Below are 14,827 nucleotides of genomic sequence, written 5' to 3'. Positions count from 1 at the left end.
GCCTTCCAGGCGCGGGCCGGGGTGGCGACCCGCGCGCCGCCCGGCTTCGTCGGGGATGCTTCGGCCTCGCGGGCCGGAGCGGATGTCACGAGGTCTCCAGCGCGGGCTTGATCTCGTCCTCCCACAGTGTGCGCCGCTCGTCCCGGCTCATGTGGCAGCGCACCAAGTGGCCGCCCTCGGTCTCGGCGAGCACCGGCGCCTCGGTCTCGGCCTTGCCCCCGGTGCGCTCGGAGAACGGGCAGCGGGGGTGGAAGGCGCAGCCGTCCGGCACGTTGATCAGCGACGGCGGGGAGCCCTTGATCGGCAGCAGCCGTTCGGTGGGTTCACGGTCGAGGCGGGGCATGGAGCCCAGCAGCCCCCAGGTGTAGGGGTGTTCGGGACGGTAGAAGATGTCGTCGGTGGAGCCGTATTCGACGCATCTACCCGCGTACATGACGAGGATGTCGTTGGACAGCTCCGCCACCACGCCGAGGTCGTGCGTGATGATGATGAGCGCGGAGTTGAACTCGCGCTGCAGGTCGCGCATCAGGTCGAGGATCTGCGCCTGCACGGTCACGTCGAGAGCGGTCGTCGGCTCGTCGGCGATGAGCAGCTCGGGGTCGCACGAGAGCGCCATGGCGATCATGGCGCGCTGTCGCATGCCGCCGGAGAACTCGTGCGGGTAGCTGTCGACGCGCCTTCCCGGCTCGGGGATGCCGACCCGGCCGAGCATGTCGACGGCGTGCTTGCGGGCCACCTGCTTGGAGACGTCGTTGTGGATGCGGTAGGCCTCGATGATCTGGTGGCCGACCGTGTAGTAGGGGTGCATGGACGACAGCGGATCCTGGAAGATCATCGCCATCTTCTTGCCGCGCAGCCCGCGTACGTGCTCGGCCGAGGCGCTGTTGAGCTCCTCGCCGTCGAGCCAGATCTCTCCGGAGATCCGCGCCCGCCCGCCCCTGTTCAGGCCGAGCACGCCGAGGCTGGTCACGCTCTTGCCCGAGCCCGACTCCCCCACGATGCCCAGGGTCTTGCCGCGATCGACGCTGAACGACAGCCCGTCGACGGACTTGACCAGGCCGTCGTCGGTCGGGAAATGGATCTTCAGGTCCTTGACGTCAAGGAAGCTCACGACAACCTCACCCTCGGGTCGACCACGGCATAGAGCAGGTCGACGATCAGGCTGGCCACGACCACGAACATCGCGGCGACCAGCACCACGCCCATGACCTGCGGCATGTCCTGATTTCTGATCGCCAGGATGGCGAACTGGCCGAGCCCGGGCAGAGTATAGGTGGTCTCGGTGAGGATGGCGCCGCCGATGAGCAGACCGAAGTCGATGCCGAAGAGGGTCAGGATGGGCGTCAGCGCGGCCCGCAGGCCGTGTTTGACCACGACCTCGCGCTCGTGCAGGCCCTTGGCCCTGGCGGTGCGGATGTAGTCCTCGCCCATCGTCTCCAGCATCCCGGCGCGGGTGAGCCGGGCGTAGGTCGCGGCGAACAGGAACGCCAGCGTGATCCACGGCAGCAGCAGGTTGTAGGCCCATTGGGCTGGATTGACGGAGATGTCCGTCCAGGCGCCGCCGGGTGGGGTCCAGCCCAGGCCGTAGCTGAAGACGACCAGGGAGACCATGCCGGTGAAGAAGATCGGCAGCGAGACGCCGGCCAGCGCGGCACCCATGGAGAGGCGGTCGAAGAAGCTGCCCCGGCGCAGCGCGGAGATCACGCCCACGCAGACGCCGCCCACCACCCAGAGGACGGCGGCTCCGATGGCCAGCGAGAAGGTCACCGGCATGCGGTCCAGCAGGTCGGGCCAGACGGGCTGCCCGCTGATGAAGGAGTAGCCGAAGCAGGGCGCGGGGCACTGCTCGACGCCGGCGCCGTAGTCGTACTCGGCTCCTGCCACCAGGCCCTTGACGAACCTGCCGTACTGCACGATCACCGGATCGTTGAAGCCCAGCCGCTCGGCCACCAGGTGCACCGTCTCCGGCGTCGCGGCGCGCCCGACGTAACGCGACGCCATGGCCTCCGGCGAGGCGCCGGCCCACTGGGGGACGACGTAGAAGATGCCGAAGGTGACCATGCTGATGACGATGAGCATGGCGAACGCGCCGATGACACGTTTGATGATGTATGTGAACACCGCTACGGCCGAGTGGCCTGCCCGTCGCCGAGCAGGCCACTTCTGCCTTCACCTGCCTTCGCTAGATCCCCGTACCTCGCACGGTCACTCGACGCCGAGCAAGATGTAGTCGAACATGCTCTGGCCCTCGTTGTAGGCGACGTTCGTCACGCCCTTGCCGCGCATGAGCAGCGACTTGGCCCAGACCACCGGAAGGATGGAGGCGTCTTCCATGACCTTCTTGTCGACCTCGACCCAGAGCTTGGCGCGGGCCGCGTCGTCGAGCTCGGCGGAGGCCTGGTCGATCAGCTTGTCGACCTCGTCGTTCTTGACGCTGAGGTTGTAGTTGCCGGCGTCGCGGATCGTACGGCTGTCGACGATGGCCTGCAGGAAGCCGTAGCCGTCAGGCCAGTCGGAGCCCCAGCCGTGGGCGGCCAGGCCGATGCCGTTCTTCTTCACGTAGTTGACGTTGCCGGCGTAGTCGGAGAAGTAGCTGGAGCCGGGGAAGCCCTTGAGCGTCAGCTTGATGCCGACCTTGGCCAGCGCCTGCTCCATGGCCTCGGCCAGGGCCTTCTCGCGAGGACGGTCGGAGCGGTAGGTCATGGTGGTGGAGAAGCCGTTCGGCTGGCCGCAGGCGGCGAGGGCCTGCTTGGCCTTGTTGACGTCGCCCTTGTTGCCCGGGGTCGCGTACAGGTCGAACTTCTCCTGGCCGACGATGGGCGGCGGCAGGACGTTCGTGGCGATCTCGCCGCCGGCCAGCTCGCCTCCGTAGGCGGTCTGGTTGGCGACGCGGTCGGCGGCCCACATGACCGCCTTGCGGCACTCGATGTTGTCCAGCGGCGGCGTGTCGGGGATGACCGAGACGTACCAGAGCCTGGGGATGGTGGGGTTGTCCGTACGCGCCTTCAGCGCGGGGTCGGGCAGCACCTTGCCCAGCGCGGCCGGCTGCAGGCCGGTGCCGGGGATGTCGAGGTGGACGTCACCGGCGATGAGCTGGTTGTCCAGGTCGTCGGCGTTGACGTTGACCTGGACCTCGATCCGGTCGGGCAGCGCGGGACGGATGGGGTCGGTCGCCGGGTCCCACTGGTCGTTGCGCACCAGCGTGAAGCCCTTGCCGATCTCGTTGGTCTCGAACTTGTACGGGCCCGAGGAGACGACCTTCTCCTTGTATTTCGCGCCGGTGTCCTTGTCCTTGGGAACCGGGGCGGTCATCGGCATCTGCACGACGTAGTCCATGGACGCGAACGGCTCCTTCAGGTGGAAGACCACCGTCGAGTCGTCGGTCGCCTCTACGGCCGAGGAGTAGTCGGCGTCGGGGTCGTCGTAGACGCCCTTGAAGTCCTTCGGCCAGTCGAGCAGCTCGTTGAGGTAGGAGGGGCCGTGCGGGAAGGTCTTCTTGTCCCACGAGCGCGCCACGGCGTAGGCCACGTCCTTGGCCGTGATCGGGGTGCCGTCCTCGAACTTCAGGCCGCTCTTGAGCTTGTACGTCCAGGTCTTGCCGCCGTCGCTCGGCTCGCCCAGCCCTTCGGCGAGGTCGGGGACGACGGTGTTGCCGTCGGGGCCGGGACCCGGCTTGTACGTCGTCAGCGTCCGCCAGTAGAGGCGGCCGAAGTTGAACGAGTAGCCGTAGTAGGTGTCACCCGGGTCGAGGCTGTCCCAGTCGGCGGAGTGGGCGGCCTTGAGGGTGCCGCCCTTCTTCGTCGAGGGGTTGAACACCTCGGTGAGGCCGGCGTTGAACGCGGGTTGCGCGGCGCCGCCGGAGGACGAATCGGCGGGCTGTTGTGTGCCGCCGCCTCCGCCGCATGCGGAGAGCACCAGGGCGAGCGCCGCTGTCGCGGCCCCTGCCAGTGCGGTTTTCCTTCTCATTGACGTAACCCCTTGATGAGTGAGATGGGGATGGAGCGTTGGCGAAGATCAGTGCGCCCGCGGGTCGAAGGCGTCCCGCAGCCCGTCTCCGAACAGGTTGAACGCAAGGACGGTAACGAAGATCGCCAGCCCCGGGAAGAGCACGAAGTGCGGCAGCGTGTAGAACCTGACCGCCTCGGAGAGCATGCCTCCCCAGGTCGGGGTGGGCGGGTTGACGCCGACCCCCAGGAAGGAGAGCGCCGCCTCGAAGAGGATGTTGGTCGGGATGAGCAGGGTCGCGTAGACCAGGATCGGCGCCATCAGGTTGGGCAGGATCTCGCGGAACAGGATGTAGCCGTTGCGCGCCCCCAGGCTTCGCGAAGCGTCGACGAACTCCCGCTCGCGCAGCGAGAGCGTCTGCCCGCGGACGATGCGGCCGATGCTGGGCCAGCTGAAGAAGCCGATGATGAAGATCATCATGGCGATCCGCAGGCCGTTGCCCTCGAGGCCGAAGCCCTTGTCGGGGACGACGCCCGCCAGCGCGATCGCGAAGACCAGCAGGGGGAAGGCCAGGAAGACGTCCATCAGCCGGCCGATCACCAGGTCGACCCAGCCGCCGAAGTAGCCGGCGATGACGCCCAGCGTGGTGCCGATGAGCACCGACAACATCGTGGCGAGGAAACCGATCAGCAGCGAGATCCACGCGCCGGCGACGATGCGGCTGAAGATGTCGCGGCCGTTGATCGGCTCGACGCCGAGCAGGTATTCGCTGCTCATGCCGCCGAACGCGCCCTTGGGCAGGAGCGTGCTCTGGTCGATCTGGTCCTGGTGGAACTCCAGGGGCGGGTGGCCGAACACGGCGATGATGGGCGAGGCGAAGACCGCGACGAGAATCAGCAGCACGACGACGATGCCGCCGGTAAGCGCGATCTTGTCGCGCCTGAGCCGCGTCCAGGCGATCCGCGTGAGGGATCTGCCCTGGATGGCCTTGCCCGCTCCCGCGAGCACCGACTCCGGCTGCGCTTCTGCGGCGGAACCGGAAACGTCAAGCGGTGCGGTCATGCCGGATTGCCCCCTGATAGCAGACGACGCGTCTATGGAGTATTGACTTCAGACCGCGAGTCGCGCGACCTCAGGAGGCAGGATCTATGGCCTGAGCTGCACTGACCAGTCCCTCAGGCCGCTATGTGGCTAATCTGTGATTGATGCGAAACTCATTCGTATTGATCTTTACGACAATGTCTAGCCTGCGTCCCGGTTGAGTCTCGGAACTGTGACAGAGCGTCCGGATCAGCTGATGCCCCGGCGCTTCAGCAGCTCTTCGATGTCGGAGAAGTCGTCGTCGCGCTTGCCCGCCTTGGGGGCGGCCGCGGCGGGCTGCGGTTTGCTGGAAACGGCCGGCTTGTTCGCTGCGGGCTGAACGGATTGCTCCTGCTGGCCGTCCGCGGACGGCTTCTTCCGCCGCCCCACGATCCTCAGCTTCCTGCCCCGCATCACCCCGGACACGACGAAGAGCACCGCCGACAGCCCCGCGACGGCCACTCCCGCCCACACGAGCGGGTTGAACACCAGACCGGTCACGAAGCCCACGATGGTGACGCCGATGGTCCACAGCGACCGTAGCGCGTCGGTCAGATAGGCCGCCACCGGCAGCAGCGCCCACGCCGCCAGCCGCAGCCCGGAGGCGGCCCCCCTGCGCCGGAATGCCAGGAAACTCAACACCAGCCCGGCGATGGTCGCCCCGGCGCACAGCGGCAGCCAAGCGATCTGATCAAACGACATCCTGCCCGCTCCCTCGTTGTGGCTCTGCCTCCATCCTGGCACGCGAACGCGGGACGGCATCCTCCGCGAGAACCACATTTCCCCTAGGGGACGGAGCCCTGAGCCCTCAGGCACCGGGCAGGAGGCCCCTCAGGCGGTCGACCGTGACCTCCTCCAGGGAGGAGACCACCAGGCGGCCGGCCGCCGCCTCGACCGGCAGCAGGCTGGGCACCGCCACCACCGCGCAGCCGGCGGCGGTGGCCGCCGCCACGCCGTTCGGTGAGTCCTCCAGGACGACGCAGCGGACCGGCGGCACGCCGAGCAGCCGCGCGGCCGTCAGGTAGGGCTCGGGGTCGGGTTTGGTCCGCTCGACGTCGTCGGCGGTCACCACGAGGTCGAACCGGTCGCGGCCGACGCCCTTGAGCACCGCGTCGGCGATCTCCCCCAGCGAGGAGGTGACCAGCCCGACCGGGACGCCCTCGTCGCGCAGCGCGTCGAGCAGCTCGGACGCGCCCGGCATCACGCGCACCCCTCCGGAGAGGCGCTCGACCATGCCGGAGACCATCCACTGCCCCACCGTCGCGGCGCTCTCGCCGGAGCCGGACGCGGACAACATGTAGCCGACCGCGCGCTCCATGGACCCGCCCAGGAGGTGCACCTGGTGGTCGGGCGTCCACGTGCCGCCGAGCCTGCCCATCACCTCGGACTCGATCTCGAGCCAGATCTTCTCGGTGTCGACCAGCAGGCCGTCCATGTCGAAGAAGACCGCCTGCAAGTCCATCGTCTCACTCCGTTCGGCGCGCTCGGTCGCCATGTGCCGTCGTCCTCCCCCGCTCCCGTCTCCGGGCACGCCTCGCCGGCGCCCGGGCCCCTCGGTGAGTCCGCTCCCACCGGTGGGCGCCGGACCGGGTCAGACGTTGAAGTATTTCGCCTCGGGATGGTGGGCGACCAGCGCGGAGGTGGCCTGCTCGGGGTGGAGCTGGAACTCCTCCGACAGCGTCACCCCGATGCGCTCGGGATCGAGCAGCTGGAACAGCTGCTGCTGGTCCTCCAGGTTGGGACAGGCGGGGTAGCCGAACGAGTAGCGGCACCCCTGGACGTTGACCTTGAGCATGTCGTCGAGCGACTCGTCCCCGCCGATCCCCCACTCCTGGCGCACCCTGGCGTGCCAGTATTCGGCCAGCGCCTCGGTGAGCTGCACCGACAGGCCGTGCAGCTCGAGGTAGTCGCGGTAGGCGTCCTTCGCGAACAGCTCGGCGGTGGCCTCGGCGATCTTCGGCCCCATGGTGACCACCTGGAAGCCGACCACGTCGACCTCGCCGGAGCTCTTGCCGCGGAAGAAGTCGGACAGGCACAGGTAGCGGTCGCGGCGCTGGCGCGGGAACGTGAAGCGGGTGCGCTCGCCGCCGCCGTCATCCAGGATGATCAGCGAGTCGCCGTCGGAGACGCACGGGAAATAGCCGTAGACGACGGCCGCCTCCAGCAGGCCCTCGGTCTGGATGCGATCGAGCCACATGCGCAGCCGCGGCCGCCCCTCGCTCTCCACCAGATCGTCGTAGCCGGGCCCCTGGCCGCCCCTGGCGGGCTTGAGCCCCCACTGGCCGAGGAACAGCGCCCGCTCGTCGAGGAAGGCGCTGTAGTCGCCCAGTGAGACGCCCTTGACGACGCGGTCGCCGTGGAACGGCGGCGACGGCACGGGGTTGTCCGCCGCCACGTCGGAGCGGGCCGGCAGCTCCTCGACGGGCGTGCGGGTGAGCACGGCGCCGGTCTTGACGCGCCGCTCGCGCAGCGGCGGCAGCGTGGCTCCGGCGACGCCGCGCTTGACGGCCATGAACGCGTCCATGAGCCGCAGCCCCTCGAACGCGTCGCGGGCGTAGCGCACCTCGCCCGCGAACAGCTCGGCCAGATCCTGCTCGACGTAGGCGCGGGTGAGCGCGGCCCCGCCGAGCAGCACGGGATAGCGCTCCGACAGGCCCCTGGAGTTCATCTCCTCCAGGTTTTCCTTCATGATGACCGTCGACTTGACCAGCAGGCCCGACATGCCCACCACGTCGGCCTTGTGCTCGTCCGCGGCCTCCAGGATGGCCGAGACCGGCTGCTTGATGCCGAGGTTGACCACCTGGTAGCCGTTGTTGGACAGGATGATGTCGACGAGGTTCTTTCCGATGTCGTGCACGTCGCCCTTGACGGTGGCCAGCACGATGCGGCCCTTCGTCTCACCGTCGACCCGCTCCATGTGGGGCTCGAGGTAGGCGACGGCCGACTTCATCACCTCGGCCGACTGCAGCACGAACGGCAACTGCATCTGCCCCGACCCGAACAGCTCGCCCACGGTCTTCATGCCGTCGAGCAGCACGTCGTTGATGATCTCCAGGGCGGGGCGCTGCTCCAGCGCGGCGTCGAGGTCGGCCTCGAGGCCCTTCTTCTCGCCGTCGATGATGCGCCGCTTGAGCCGCTCCCACAGCGGAAGCGCGGCCAGCTCCTCGGCCTTGCCCGCGCGCATGGCGGCGGCGTCGACGCCCTCGAACAGGTCCATGAAGCGCTGCAGCGGGTCGTAGCCTTCGCGCCGGCGGTCGTAGACCATGTCGAGCGCGACCTGGCGCTGCTCGTCGGGGATGCGGGCCATCGGCAGGATCTTGGAGGCGTGCACGATGGCGGAGTCGAGCCCGGCGTTGACGCACTCGTTGAGGAACACCGAGTTGAGCACCATGCGGGCGGCGGGGTTGAGGCCGAAGCTGATGTTGGACAGCCCCAGCGTGGTCTGCACGCCCGGATGGCGGCGCTTGAGCTCGCGGATGGCCTCGATGGTCTCCAGGCCGTCGCGCCTGGTCTCCTCCTGGCCCGTGGCGATGGGGAAGGTCAGGCAGTCGACGATGATGTCCTCGACCCGCATGCCCCAGTTGGCGGTCAGGTCGTCGATGAGGCGGCAGGCGACGCCCACCTTCCGGTCGGCGGTGCGGGCCTGGCCCTCCTCGTCGATGGTCAGCGCCACCACGGCCGAACCGTGCTCACGCACCAGGCGCATGATCTTCTGGAAGCGGGAGTCGGGGCCCGCGCCGTCCTCGTAGTTGACGGAGTTGACGGCGGCGCGCCCGCCGAGCATCTCCAGACCGGCCTGCAGCACCGCGGGCTCGGTCGAGTCGAGCATGATCGGCAGCGTGGAGGCGGTGGCGAAGCGGAAGGCCAGCTCCTTCATGTCGGCCGCGCCGTCGCGCCCGACGTAGTCGACGCACAGGTCGAGCATGTGGGCGCCGTCGCGGGCCTGGTTGCGGGCCATCTCGACGCAGTCGTCCCAGCGGCCCTCCAGCATGGCCTCGCGGAAGACCTTGGAGCCGTTGGTGTTGCACCGCTCCCCGATGGCGAGGTAGGAGGTGTCCTGCCGGAACGGCACGGTCTGGTAGAGGGAGGACGCGCCGGGCTCGGGGTGGGGGCGGCGCTGGACGGCCTGCTTGCCCCTGACCCGCTCGACGACCTGGCGAAGGTGCTCGGGCGTGGTGCCGCAGCAGCCGCCGACCAGGGACAGGCCGTAGTCGCCGGTGAAGGTGTCGTGCGCGCCGGCCAGCTCCTCCGCGCTGAGCGGGTAGTAGGCGCCGTCGGAGGTGAGCACCGGCAGGCCGGCGTTGGGCATGCAGGAGAGCTTGAGCCGCGAGTGGCGGGCGAGGTAGCGCAGGTGCTCGCTCATCTCCGCGGGGCCGGTCGCGCAGTTGAGGCCGACGACGTCGACGCCGAGCGGCTCGATCGCGGTCAGCGCGGCGCCGATCTCGGAGCCGAGCAGCATCGCGCCGTTGGTCTCGATCGTCACCTGGGCGATGATCGGCACGTCGCGGCCGGAGTCTTCGACGGCCCGCCTGGCGCCGATGACGGCGGCCTTCACCTGCAGCAGGTCCTGGCAGGTCTCGACGATCAGGGCGTCGGCGCCGCCGGCGATCAGGCCCGCGGCGTTGTCGCGGTAGGCGTCGCGCAGGCTGGCATAGGGCAGATGGCCCAGCGTCGGCAGCTTGGTGCCGGGGCCCATCGAGCCGAGCACGAACCTCGGCTGGTCGGGCGTGGACCAGTGGTCGGCGGACTCACGCGCGATGCGGGCGCCGGCCTCGGAGTATTCGAAGACCCGCTCAGGGATGTCGTATTCGCCGAGCGCGGCCAGGTTGGCGCCGAAGGTGTTGGTCTCCACGCAGTCGACGCCCACGGCGAAATAGGCGTCGTGCACGCCACGGACGATGTCGGGCCGGGTGACATTGAGCACCTCGTTGCAGCCCTCGTGGCCGTGGAAATCGTCGAGCGTCGGGTCCTGGGCCTGCAGCATCGTGCCCATCGCCCCGTCGGCGACGACGACGCGCTGGGACAACACTTCTCGGAAGGACGGGGAGATGCTCATGAGGTGAAGCTTATCGGCTGTGCCTGAACCATCGTTCGAGGCCGCCTCGAGCGCCGGTAGACGCGCCCGTCAGAGCGTGGCGTCAGGCGTCCCCGGCCCGCGCGACCGGCGCCACGCCCGTGCCGCGTGCGTGAACGTGCCGCCGGGCCCGGGGACGTGGACCGCGCTCGCCGCGGGGGGGCGTTCGCGGGCGTTGCGGGGGGAGATCGGTGACGCTGACGGCCCCGAACCGCATAGGCTTAGCGGGATGATGGAGAGAGGAGGCGACACGTGATAGACCTCGAAGGGCTCCCCGAGCTCGTCGACCCGGTGCTCATAGCCGCGTTCGAAGGGTGGAACGACGCGGGCGAGGCCTCCAGCGGTGTGGTCGCCCATCTCGAGTCCGCCTGGAAGGCCGAGACGCTGGTCGCGCTCGACCCCGACGACTACTACGACTTCCAGGTGACCCGGCCCGTGGTCGAGATGAACGACGGGCTGGCCCAGTCGATCGTGTGGCCGACGACGCGGTTGCTGCGCGCCCGCCCGCCGGGCGTCGAGCGCGACGTCGTGCTGTTGCGCGGCATCGAGCCCAACATGCGCTGGCGCTCGTTCTGCGCCGACATCATCGAGGTCTGCCGCGAGCTCGGCGTCGAGCTGGCCGTGATGCTGGGGGCGCTGCTCAACGACTCGCCGCACACCCGGCCCGTGCCCATCCTCGGCGGCGCCACGGACGAGACGCTGGCGCGTTCGACCAACCTGGAGCTGAGCCGCTACGAGGGCCCGACGGGCATCGTGGGGGTGCTGCAGCACGAGTTCGGCCGGGCCGGCATGGACGCGGTGTCGTTGTGGGCGTCGGTGCCCCACTACGTCGCGCAGCCGCCCAACCCCAAGGCCACGGTCGCGCTGTTGCGCCGTCTCGAGGACGTGCTGGAGATCCCCATGCCGCTGGGCGATCTCGACGAGGAGGCCCGCGCGTGGGAGCGTGGCGTCGACGAGCTGGCCTCGCAGGACAGCGAGGTCGCCGAGTACGTCAAGGAGCTCGAGGAGCGTAAGGACGCCGCCGAGTTGCCCGAGGCCAGCGGCGACGCGATCGCCGCGGAGTTCGAGCGTTACCTGCGGCGCAGGGACCGCGACACCGACAGCTGACCTTCAGCGGTCAAATCTCCACATTTTTCGCGGTTTCGGGTGATAATCGGGGCCTCGCACGTCGCACAAGGCTGGACACCAGCTGTCGCCCCTTCCATCAGCATCGACGCACCGTAATGCCTGATCAACCGACCGCGCACCGTTAGGCATGCCATGGCGACTTCCCACGTGGATCCGCACCAAAGAAGTCAGGACACCAGGCGGCGCATCCTTGAGATGGCCGTCTCCGTCAGGGAGGACCGCAGCGGCGGCCACGTCGACTACTTCCTCGCGCTGCTGCAGGATCGGCTCCCGCTCTGGCTCAGCATCCTCCACGATCTAACCCATCGCATAGGGAAAGGGTGCATCTCCGACAATCTTCTGCCGGTAGCGCGAGCGGGCATCGACTACTACATGGAGGTGCAGGGCGCGGCGCTGCCCGCCTTCACCTCGCCCGACGTGACGGTTCGTTTCCGCGAGGCCCTGCGCGGCGCCGGGCTCGGACCGCGCACGGAGACGACGCCACTCGCCGCGTACCTGGCCGCCGAGCAGCGGCTGGGCCGGGTGCGGCCCGACGCCGACCCCGAGGCCAGCGCGCGGCTGCTGGTCGCGGGCTGCTTCCACCGGGCCTACATCGAGATGTTCGTCGGGCGGGACGCCGGGCCGAGCCTCGACGACAGCGCCAGGGAGATCGTCCGCGAGCTGCGCCTCGAACCCGTCCACGCCTGACGCCCTGCCCCCGCCGCCTCCCCTGGGCGGGGTCAGGGGGTCGCGGGGCGGAGGGTCGGCCGGGCGTGCCGCTGACGGGGGTGCCGTGCCGTCGCGCGGCGGTCGTGGAGCGCCTCCTCGTAGCGGTGCCAGATCAGCGACGCCACGTCCGGGTCGGCCCCCAGCGGCTCGCTCACCGCTCCCGCCCCCGCCGCGGTCAGCCGGTCGTGGAAGAAGCCGGGCGCGAGGACGTACGACGCGATCACCACCCGGGCGGCGGAGCCGAGCCGTTCCACCGCCTCCTCCAGCGAGGGGGCGCCGGCGGAGGCGAAGGCGGCGGTGACCGGGCGCGCCAGGCGCACGCCGAGCCGGTGGGCGGCGGCGCGCACGTCGGCGAGGGCGGCCGGGTCGGAGGAGCCCGCCGCGCCGAGCACGACGGCGTCGTCCGCGCGCAGCCCGGCCCGCGCCAGCTTGCGGACGAGCGCCGACGTGAGCAGCCGGTGCGGCCCCAGCCGGCCGGCCACCATCGCGTCCGGGCGGCTCCGCGCGATCACCGCGGGCAGGTCGATGTGGACGTGGTAGCCGCCGGCCAGCAGGAGCGGCACGACGACGACGGGGCCTGCGACGGCGGGGAGCACCTCGGCCAGCAGCGGCGCGCTGATCTCGAGATGGCTCAGCTCGACCCGCCGGCCTGGACGCGCTCTTCTGACCGTCTCCGCCAGGGCCGCGAGGGTTCGCTGCCCCGCAGGGCTGCGCGTGCCGTGCGCGGCCAGCACGAGCGCGGGGGTCACGGCCCCGCCTCGTAGCGGCAGGCGAGCCGGTAGCCGCGCTTGACCACCGTCTCCACGATCCCGCTCGGCCCGAGGGCGCGGCGCAGCCGGGTGATGGCCATCTCCACCGCGTGCTCGGCCGATTCGCGCGCGACGCCGCCCGGCAGCACGGTACGCAGGTCGGCGCGCGACACCACGTGCCCCGGCTTGTCGGCCAGGCGCTTGAGCACCGCCATCGGGGCCGGCGGCAGGGGCCGCAATTCGCCGTCGACGACCACGGCGTGGCCGCGGATCTCCAGCTGGTGATCGCCGGCCACGAGCTTGGCGACGCCGTGTTCCGGCAGGTGCCTGGCCAGGGCGCGGGCCAGGGCGCCGAGCCGCGATCGATCCGGCTGCAGCGTGGGCACGCCGCGCGAGTCCAGCGGGCCCGCGGTCACGGGCCCCACGCAGGCGGCCACCACGGGCCCGCTGAAGGCGGACAGCAGCGCGTCCTCCAGCCCCTCGGAGCGGGCCATGCCGAGCATGGCGTGCACGGCGGGGGCGCTGGTGAAGGCGACGGCGTCCACCGAGCCGGAGACCGTCTGGCTGATGAGCCGGCGCAGCGGCGAGGCGTCGCGGTACGGCAGCCACCGGTAGACCGGGATCTCGATCACCTCGGCCCCCGCCGCGCGCAGGCCGGCCACGAACTCGGTGAGCGGCTCCCCGTGCTGCTGCACCGCGATGCGCCGCCCTCTCAGGTCCTGGGCCAGCAGGTACTCCTTGATCTCGTCGCACGATTCGGTGGCGGGTGTCCAGTGGTCGTTCAGCCCGGCCGCCCGCACCGCTCCCCTGGCCTTGGGCCCGCGCGTCAGCAGGCGCGCCCTGGACAGGTGCTCGCCCAGGTCGGTGGAGAGCCCCCAGCCTTCCGCGGCGGCCATCCAGCCGCGGAAGCCGACGCCGGTGGTGACCACCACGTCGTGGAGCGGTCCCCGCAGGCTGTGCCGGGTCGCGGCGAGCAGGTCGGCGTCCTCGGCGAGAGGGACCAGCCTGATGGCGGGGGCGCTGACCACGCGCGCGCCGCGCCGTTCCAGCAGCGCCCCGAACTCCTCCCGCCGCCTGGTCGCGGTCACGCCGATGGTGAAGCCGGCCAGCGCGTCCGGCTCCGTCTCCGGGGACGAGCGCCCGTTCATGCGGACCGCTCCGGGCGGACAGGGATTTCTGCCCCTGTGCCCGGCCGGGCCCCGAGCACCCGGCCAGGCATCACAGGCGCGTACGACGCAAGTGAGATCACGCTCCGATCCTGCTTTCGGGTGGTTTCGCCACTGGGTCTCCTCTGTTACCGCTGTGCTACAAGGCAGGAACCTTCGCGGTTGGGGCGGCGCCGCGGAGGGAAACGTCCGTCATGACGACGGCTATCGGGGAGTGCTGGTGACGGTCCTGCCTATTCGCATGTTCGACGACCCGCTGCTCCGCGCGGTGGCGGCGCCGGTGCACGACTTCGACCGGGAGCTCAGGCGGCTGGTGAAGACGCTGACGGCCACGATGCGGGCGGGAGCCGGCCGGGCCGGCCTGGCGGCGCCGCAGGTGGGTGAGGCGGTGCGGGTGGTGGTCTACGCGTACGACGGCAAGGCGGGCCATCTGGTCAACCCGCGCCTCGAGTTGTCAGAGCGGCGCGTCACCGCTGACGAGGCGTGCCTGTCGGCGCCCGGCGTGTGGTGGCCGCTGGAACGTTCCTACATGGTCACCGCGCGTGGCCGTGACATGTTCGGCAAGCCGGTGACGGTACGGGCGCTGGGTATCCTGGCGAGGGTGTTGCAGCACGAGGTCGACCATCTCGACGGCGTGCTGTTCAGCGACCATCTCGAAGAGGGCGAGCGGGCACGGTTTCTCGCCGAGGCGCTGCCGGCGGGCTGAGGCGGGCGGCGGCGTCCGCCCTGAGCTCGCGCCGTTGTTCCGGATCGGTGCCGCCCCAGACGCCGTACGCCTGCCTGGTGCTGAGCGCGTAGTCGAGGCACGCCTCCTGTACGGGGCAGCCGCCGCAGACGTGTTTGGCCCGCTGGACCTGTGACTGGCTGGGACCTTCCTGGGAGATCGGGAAGAACAGCTCCGGGTCCAGGTCGAGGCAGGCCGCCCTGCGTGTCCAGTCGAGCATCATCATGGGGCGCGCCTACCCAGACGTCTGGCC

At 70.2% G+C, this 14,827-nt stretch carries 13 protein-coding genes; 3 read left to right on the top strand and 10 right to left on the bottom strand.

Going from position 1 to position 14,827, the window contains the following annotated elements:
* Positions 1–85: 85 nt before the first annotated feature.
* The 7 genes from ACTWPV_RS22500 to metH all read right to left on the bottom strand — a co-directional run bounded on the left by ACTWPV_RS22500 (position 86) and on the right by metH (position 10,081).
* The gene (locus ACTWPV_RS22500; RefSeq protein ID WP_347644612.1) at positions 86–1,111 is read right to left on the bottom strand and encodes an ABC transporter ATP-binding protein; all 1,026 of its coding nucleotides are present in this window, start codon (positions 1,109–1,111) and stop codon (positions 86–88) included.
* Positions 1,108–2,121 (bottom strand): ABC transporter permease, encoded by a 1,014-nt coding sequence (locus ACTWPV_RS22495; RefSeq protein WP_347644613.1) that lies wholly within the window; start codon positions 2,119–2,121, stop codon positions 1,108–1,110. The genes ACTWPV_RS22500 and ACTWPV_RS22495 overlap by 4 nt, the downstream gene beginning before the upstream one ends.
* An 84-nt stretch (positions 2,122–2,205) precedes the next feature.
* Entirely contained in the window at positions 2,206–3,966 is a 1,761-nt protein-coding gene (locus ACTWPV_RS22490; protein ID WP_347644614.1) for an ABC transporter substrate-binding protein, read from the bottom strand.
* 48 nt (positions 3,967–4,014) lie between these two features.
* On the bottom strand, positions 4,015–5,007 hold the full coding sequence (locus ACTWPV_RS22485; RefSeq protein ID WP_443153264.1) for an ABC transporter permease: 993 nt from the start codon (positions 5,005–5,007) through the stop codon (positions 4,015–4,017).
* Positions 5,008–5,235: 228 nt separating this feature from the next.
* On the bottom strand, positions 5,236–5,727 hold the full coding sequence (locus tag ACTWPV_RS22480) for a cellulose synthase (RefSeq protein ID WP_443153263.1): 492 nt from the start codon (positions 5,725–5,727) through the stop codon (positions 5,236–5,238).
* A 106-nt stretch (positions 5,728–5,833) separates the two neighbouring features.
* Positions 5,834–6,487 carry an HAD family hydrolase gene (locus ACTWPV_RS22475; protein ID WP_443153262.1) on the bottom strand — a complete coding sequence of 218 codons (654 nt, stop codon included), beginning with the start codon at positions 6,485–6,487 and terminating at the stop codon, positions 5,834–5,836.
* Between the two features lie 129 nt (positions 6,488–6,616).
* Positions 6,617–10,081, bottom strand: a complete 3,465-nt coding sequence (gene metH / locus ACTWPV_RS22470) for a methionine synthase (RefSeq protein WP_443153261.1) — start codon at positions 10,079–10,081, stop codon at positions 6,617–6,619.
* Between the two features lie 270 nt (positions 10,082–10,351).
* Here metH and ACTWPV_RS22465 point away from each other — a divergent pair, with 270 nt between their 5' ends.
* Both ACTWPV_RS22465 and ACTWPV_RS22460 read left to right on the top strand, forming a co-directional pair.
* Complete coding sequence (locus tag ACTWPV_RS22465; protein ID WP_132604671.1) at positions 10,352–11,206, top strand: PAC2 family protein; 855 nt, start codon at positions 10,352–10,354, stop codon at positions 11,204–11,206.
* Between the two features lie 168 nt (positions 11,207–11,374).
* Positions 11,375–11,914, top strand: coding sequence for a hypothetical protein (locus ACTWPV_RS22460; RefSeq protein ID WP_443153260.1), 540 nt, complete (start codon positions 11,375–11,377; stop codon positions 11,912–11,914).
* A 32-nt stretch (positions 11,915–11,946) separates the two neighbouring features.
* Here the strand turns inward: ACTWPV_RS22460 and ACTWPV_RS22455 are convergent, their stop codons facing one another.
* Both ACTWPV_RS22455 and ACTWPV_RS22450 read right to left on the bottom strand, forming a co-directional pair.
* Positions 11,947–12,684, bottom strand: coding sequence for a sirohydrochlorin chelatase (locus tag ACTWPV_RS22455; RefSeq protein WP_443153259.1), 738 nt, complete (start codon positions 12,682–12,684; stop codon positions 11,947–11,949).
* Positions 12,681–13,832 carry a uroporphyrinogen-III synthase gene (locus tag ACTWPV_RS22450; protein ID WP_443153258.1) on the bottom strand — a complete coding sequence of 384 codons (1,152 nt, stop codon included), beginning with the start codon at positions 13,830–13,832 and terminating at the stop codon, positions 12,681–12,683. The genes ACTWPV_RS22455 and ACTWPV_RS22450 overlap by 4 nt, the downstream gene beginning before the upstream one ends.
* A gap of 238 nt (positions 13,833–14,070) precedes the next feature.
* Here ACTWPV_RS22450 and ACTWPV_RS22445 point away from each other — a divergent pair, with 238 nt between their 5' ends.
* Positions 14,071–14,556 carry a peptide deformylase gene (locus ACTWPV_RS22445; protein WP_443153257.1) on the top strand — a complete coding sequence of 162 codons (486 nt, stop codon included), beginning with the start codon at positions 14,071–14,073 and terminating at the stop codon, positions 14,554–14,556.
* Here ACTWPV_RS22445 and ACTWPV_RS22440 read toward each other — a convergent pair.
* The gene (locus ACTWPV_RS22440) at positions 14,492–14,800 is read right to left on the bottom strand and encodes a WhiB family transcriptional regulator (protein WP_443153256.1); all 309 of its coding nucleotides are present in this window, start codon (positions 14,798–14,800) and stop codon (positions 14,492–14,494) included. The two genes, ACTWPV_RS22445 and ACTWPV_RS22440, sit on opposite strands and share 65 nt — an antisense overlap.
* Positions 14,801–14,827: the final 27 nt, after the last annotated feature.

The organism is Nonomuraea sp. KM88, from assembly GCF_052245635.1.
Taxonomy (GTDB): Bacteria; Actinomycetota; Actinomycetes; order Streptosporangiales; family Streptosporangiaceae; genus Nonomuraea.
This window is presented reverse-complemented; position numbering and strand designations above follow the sequence as displayed.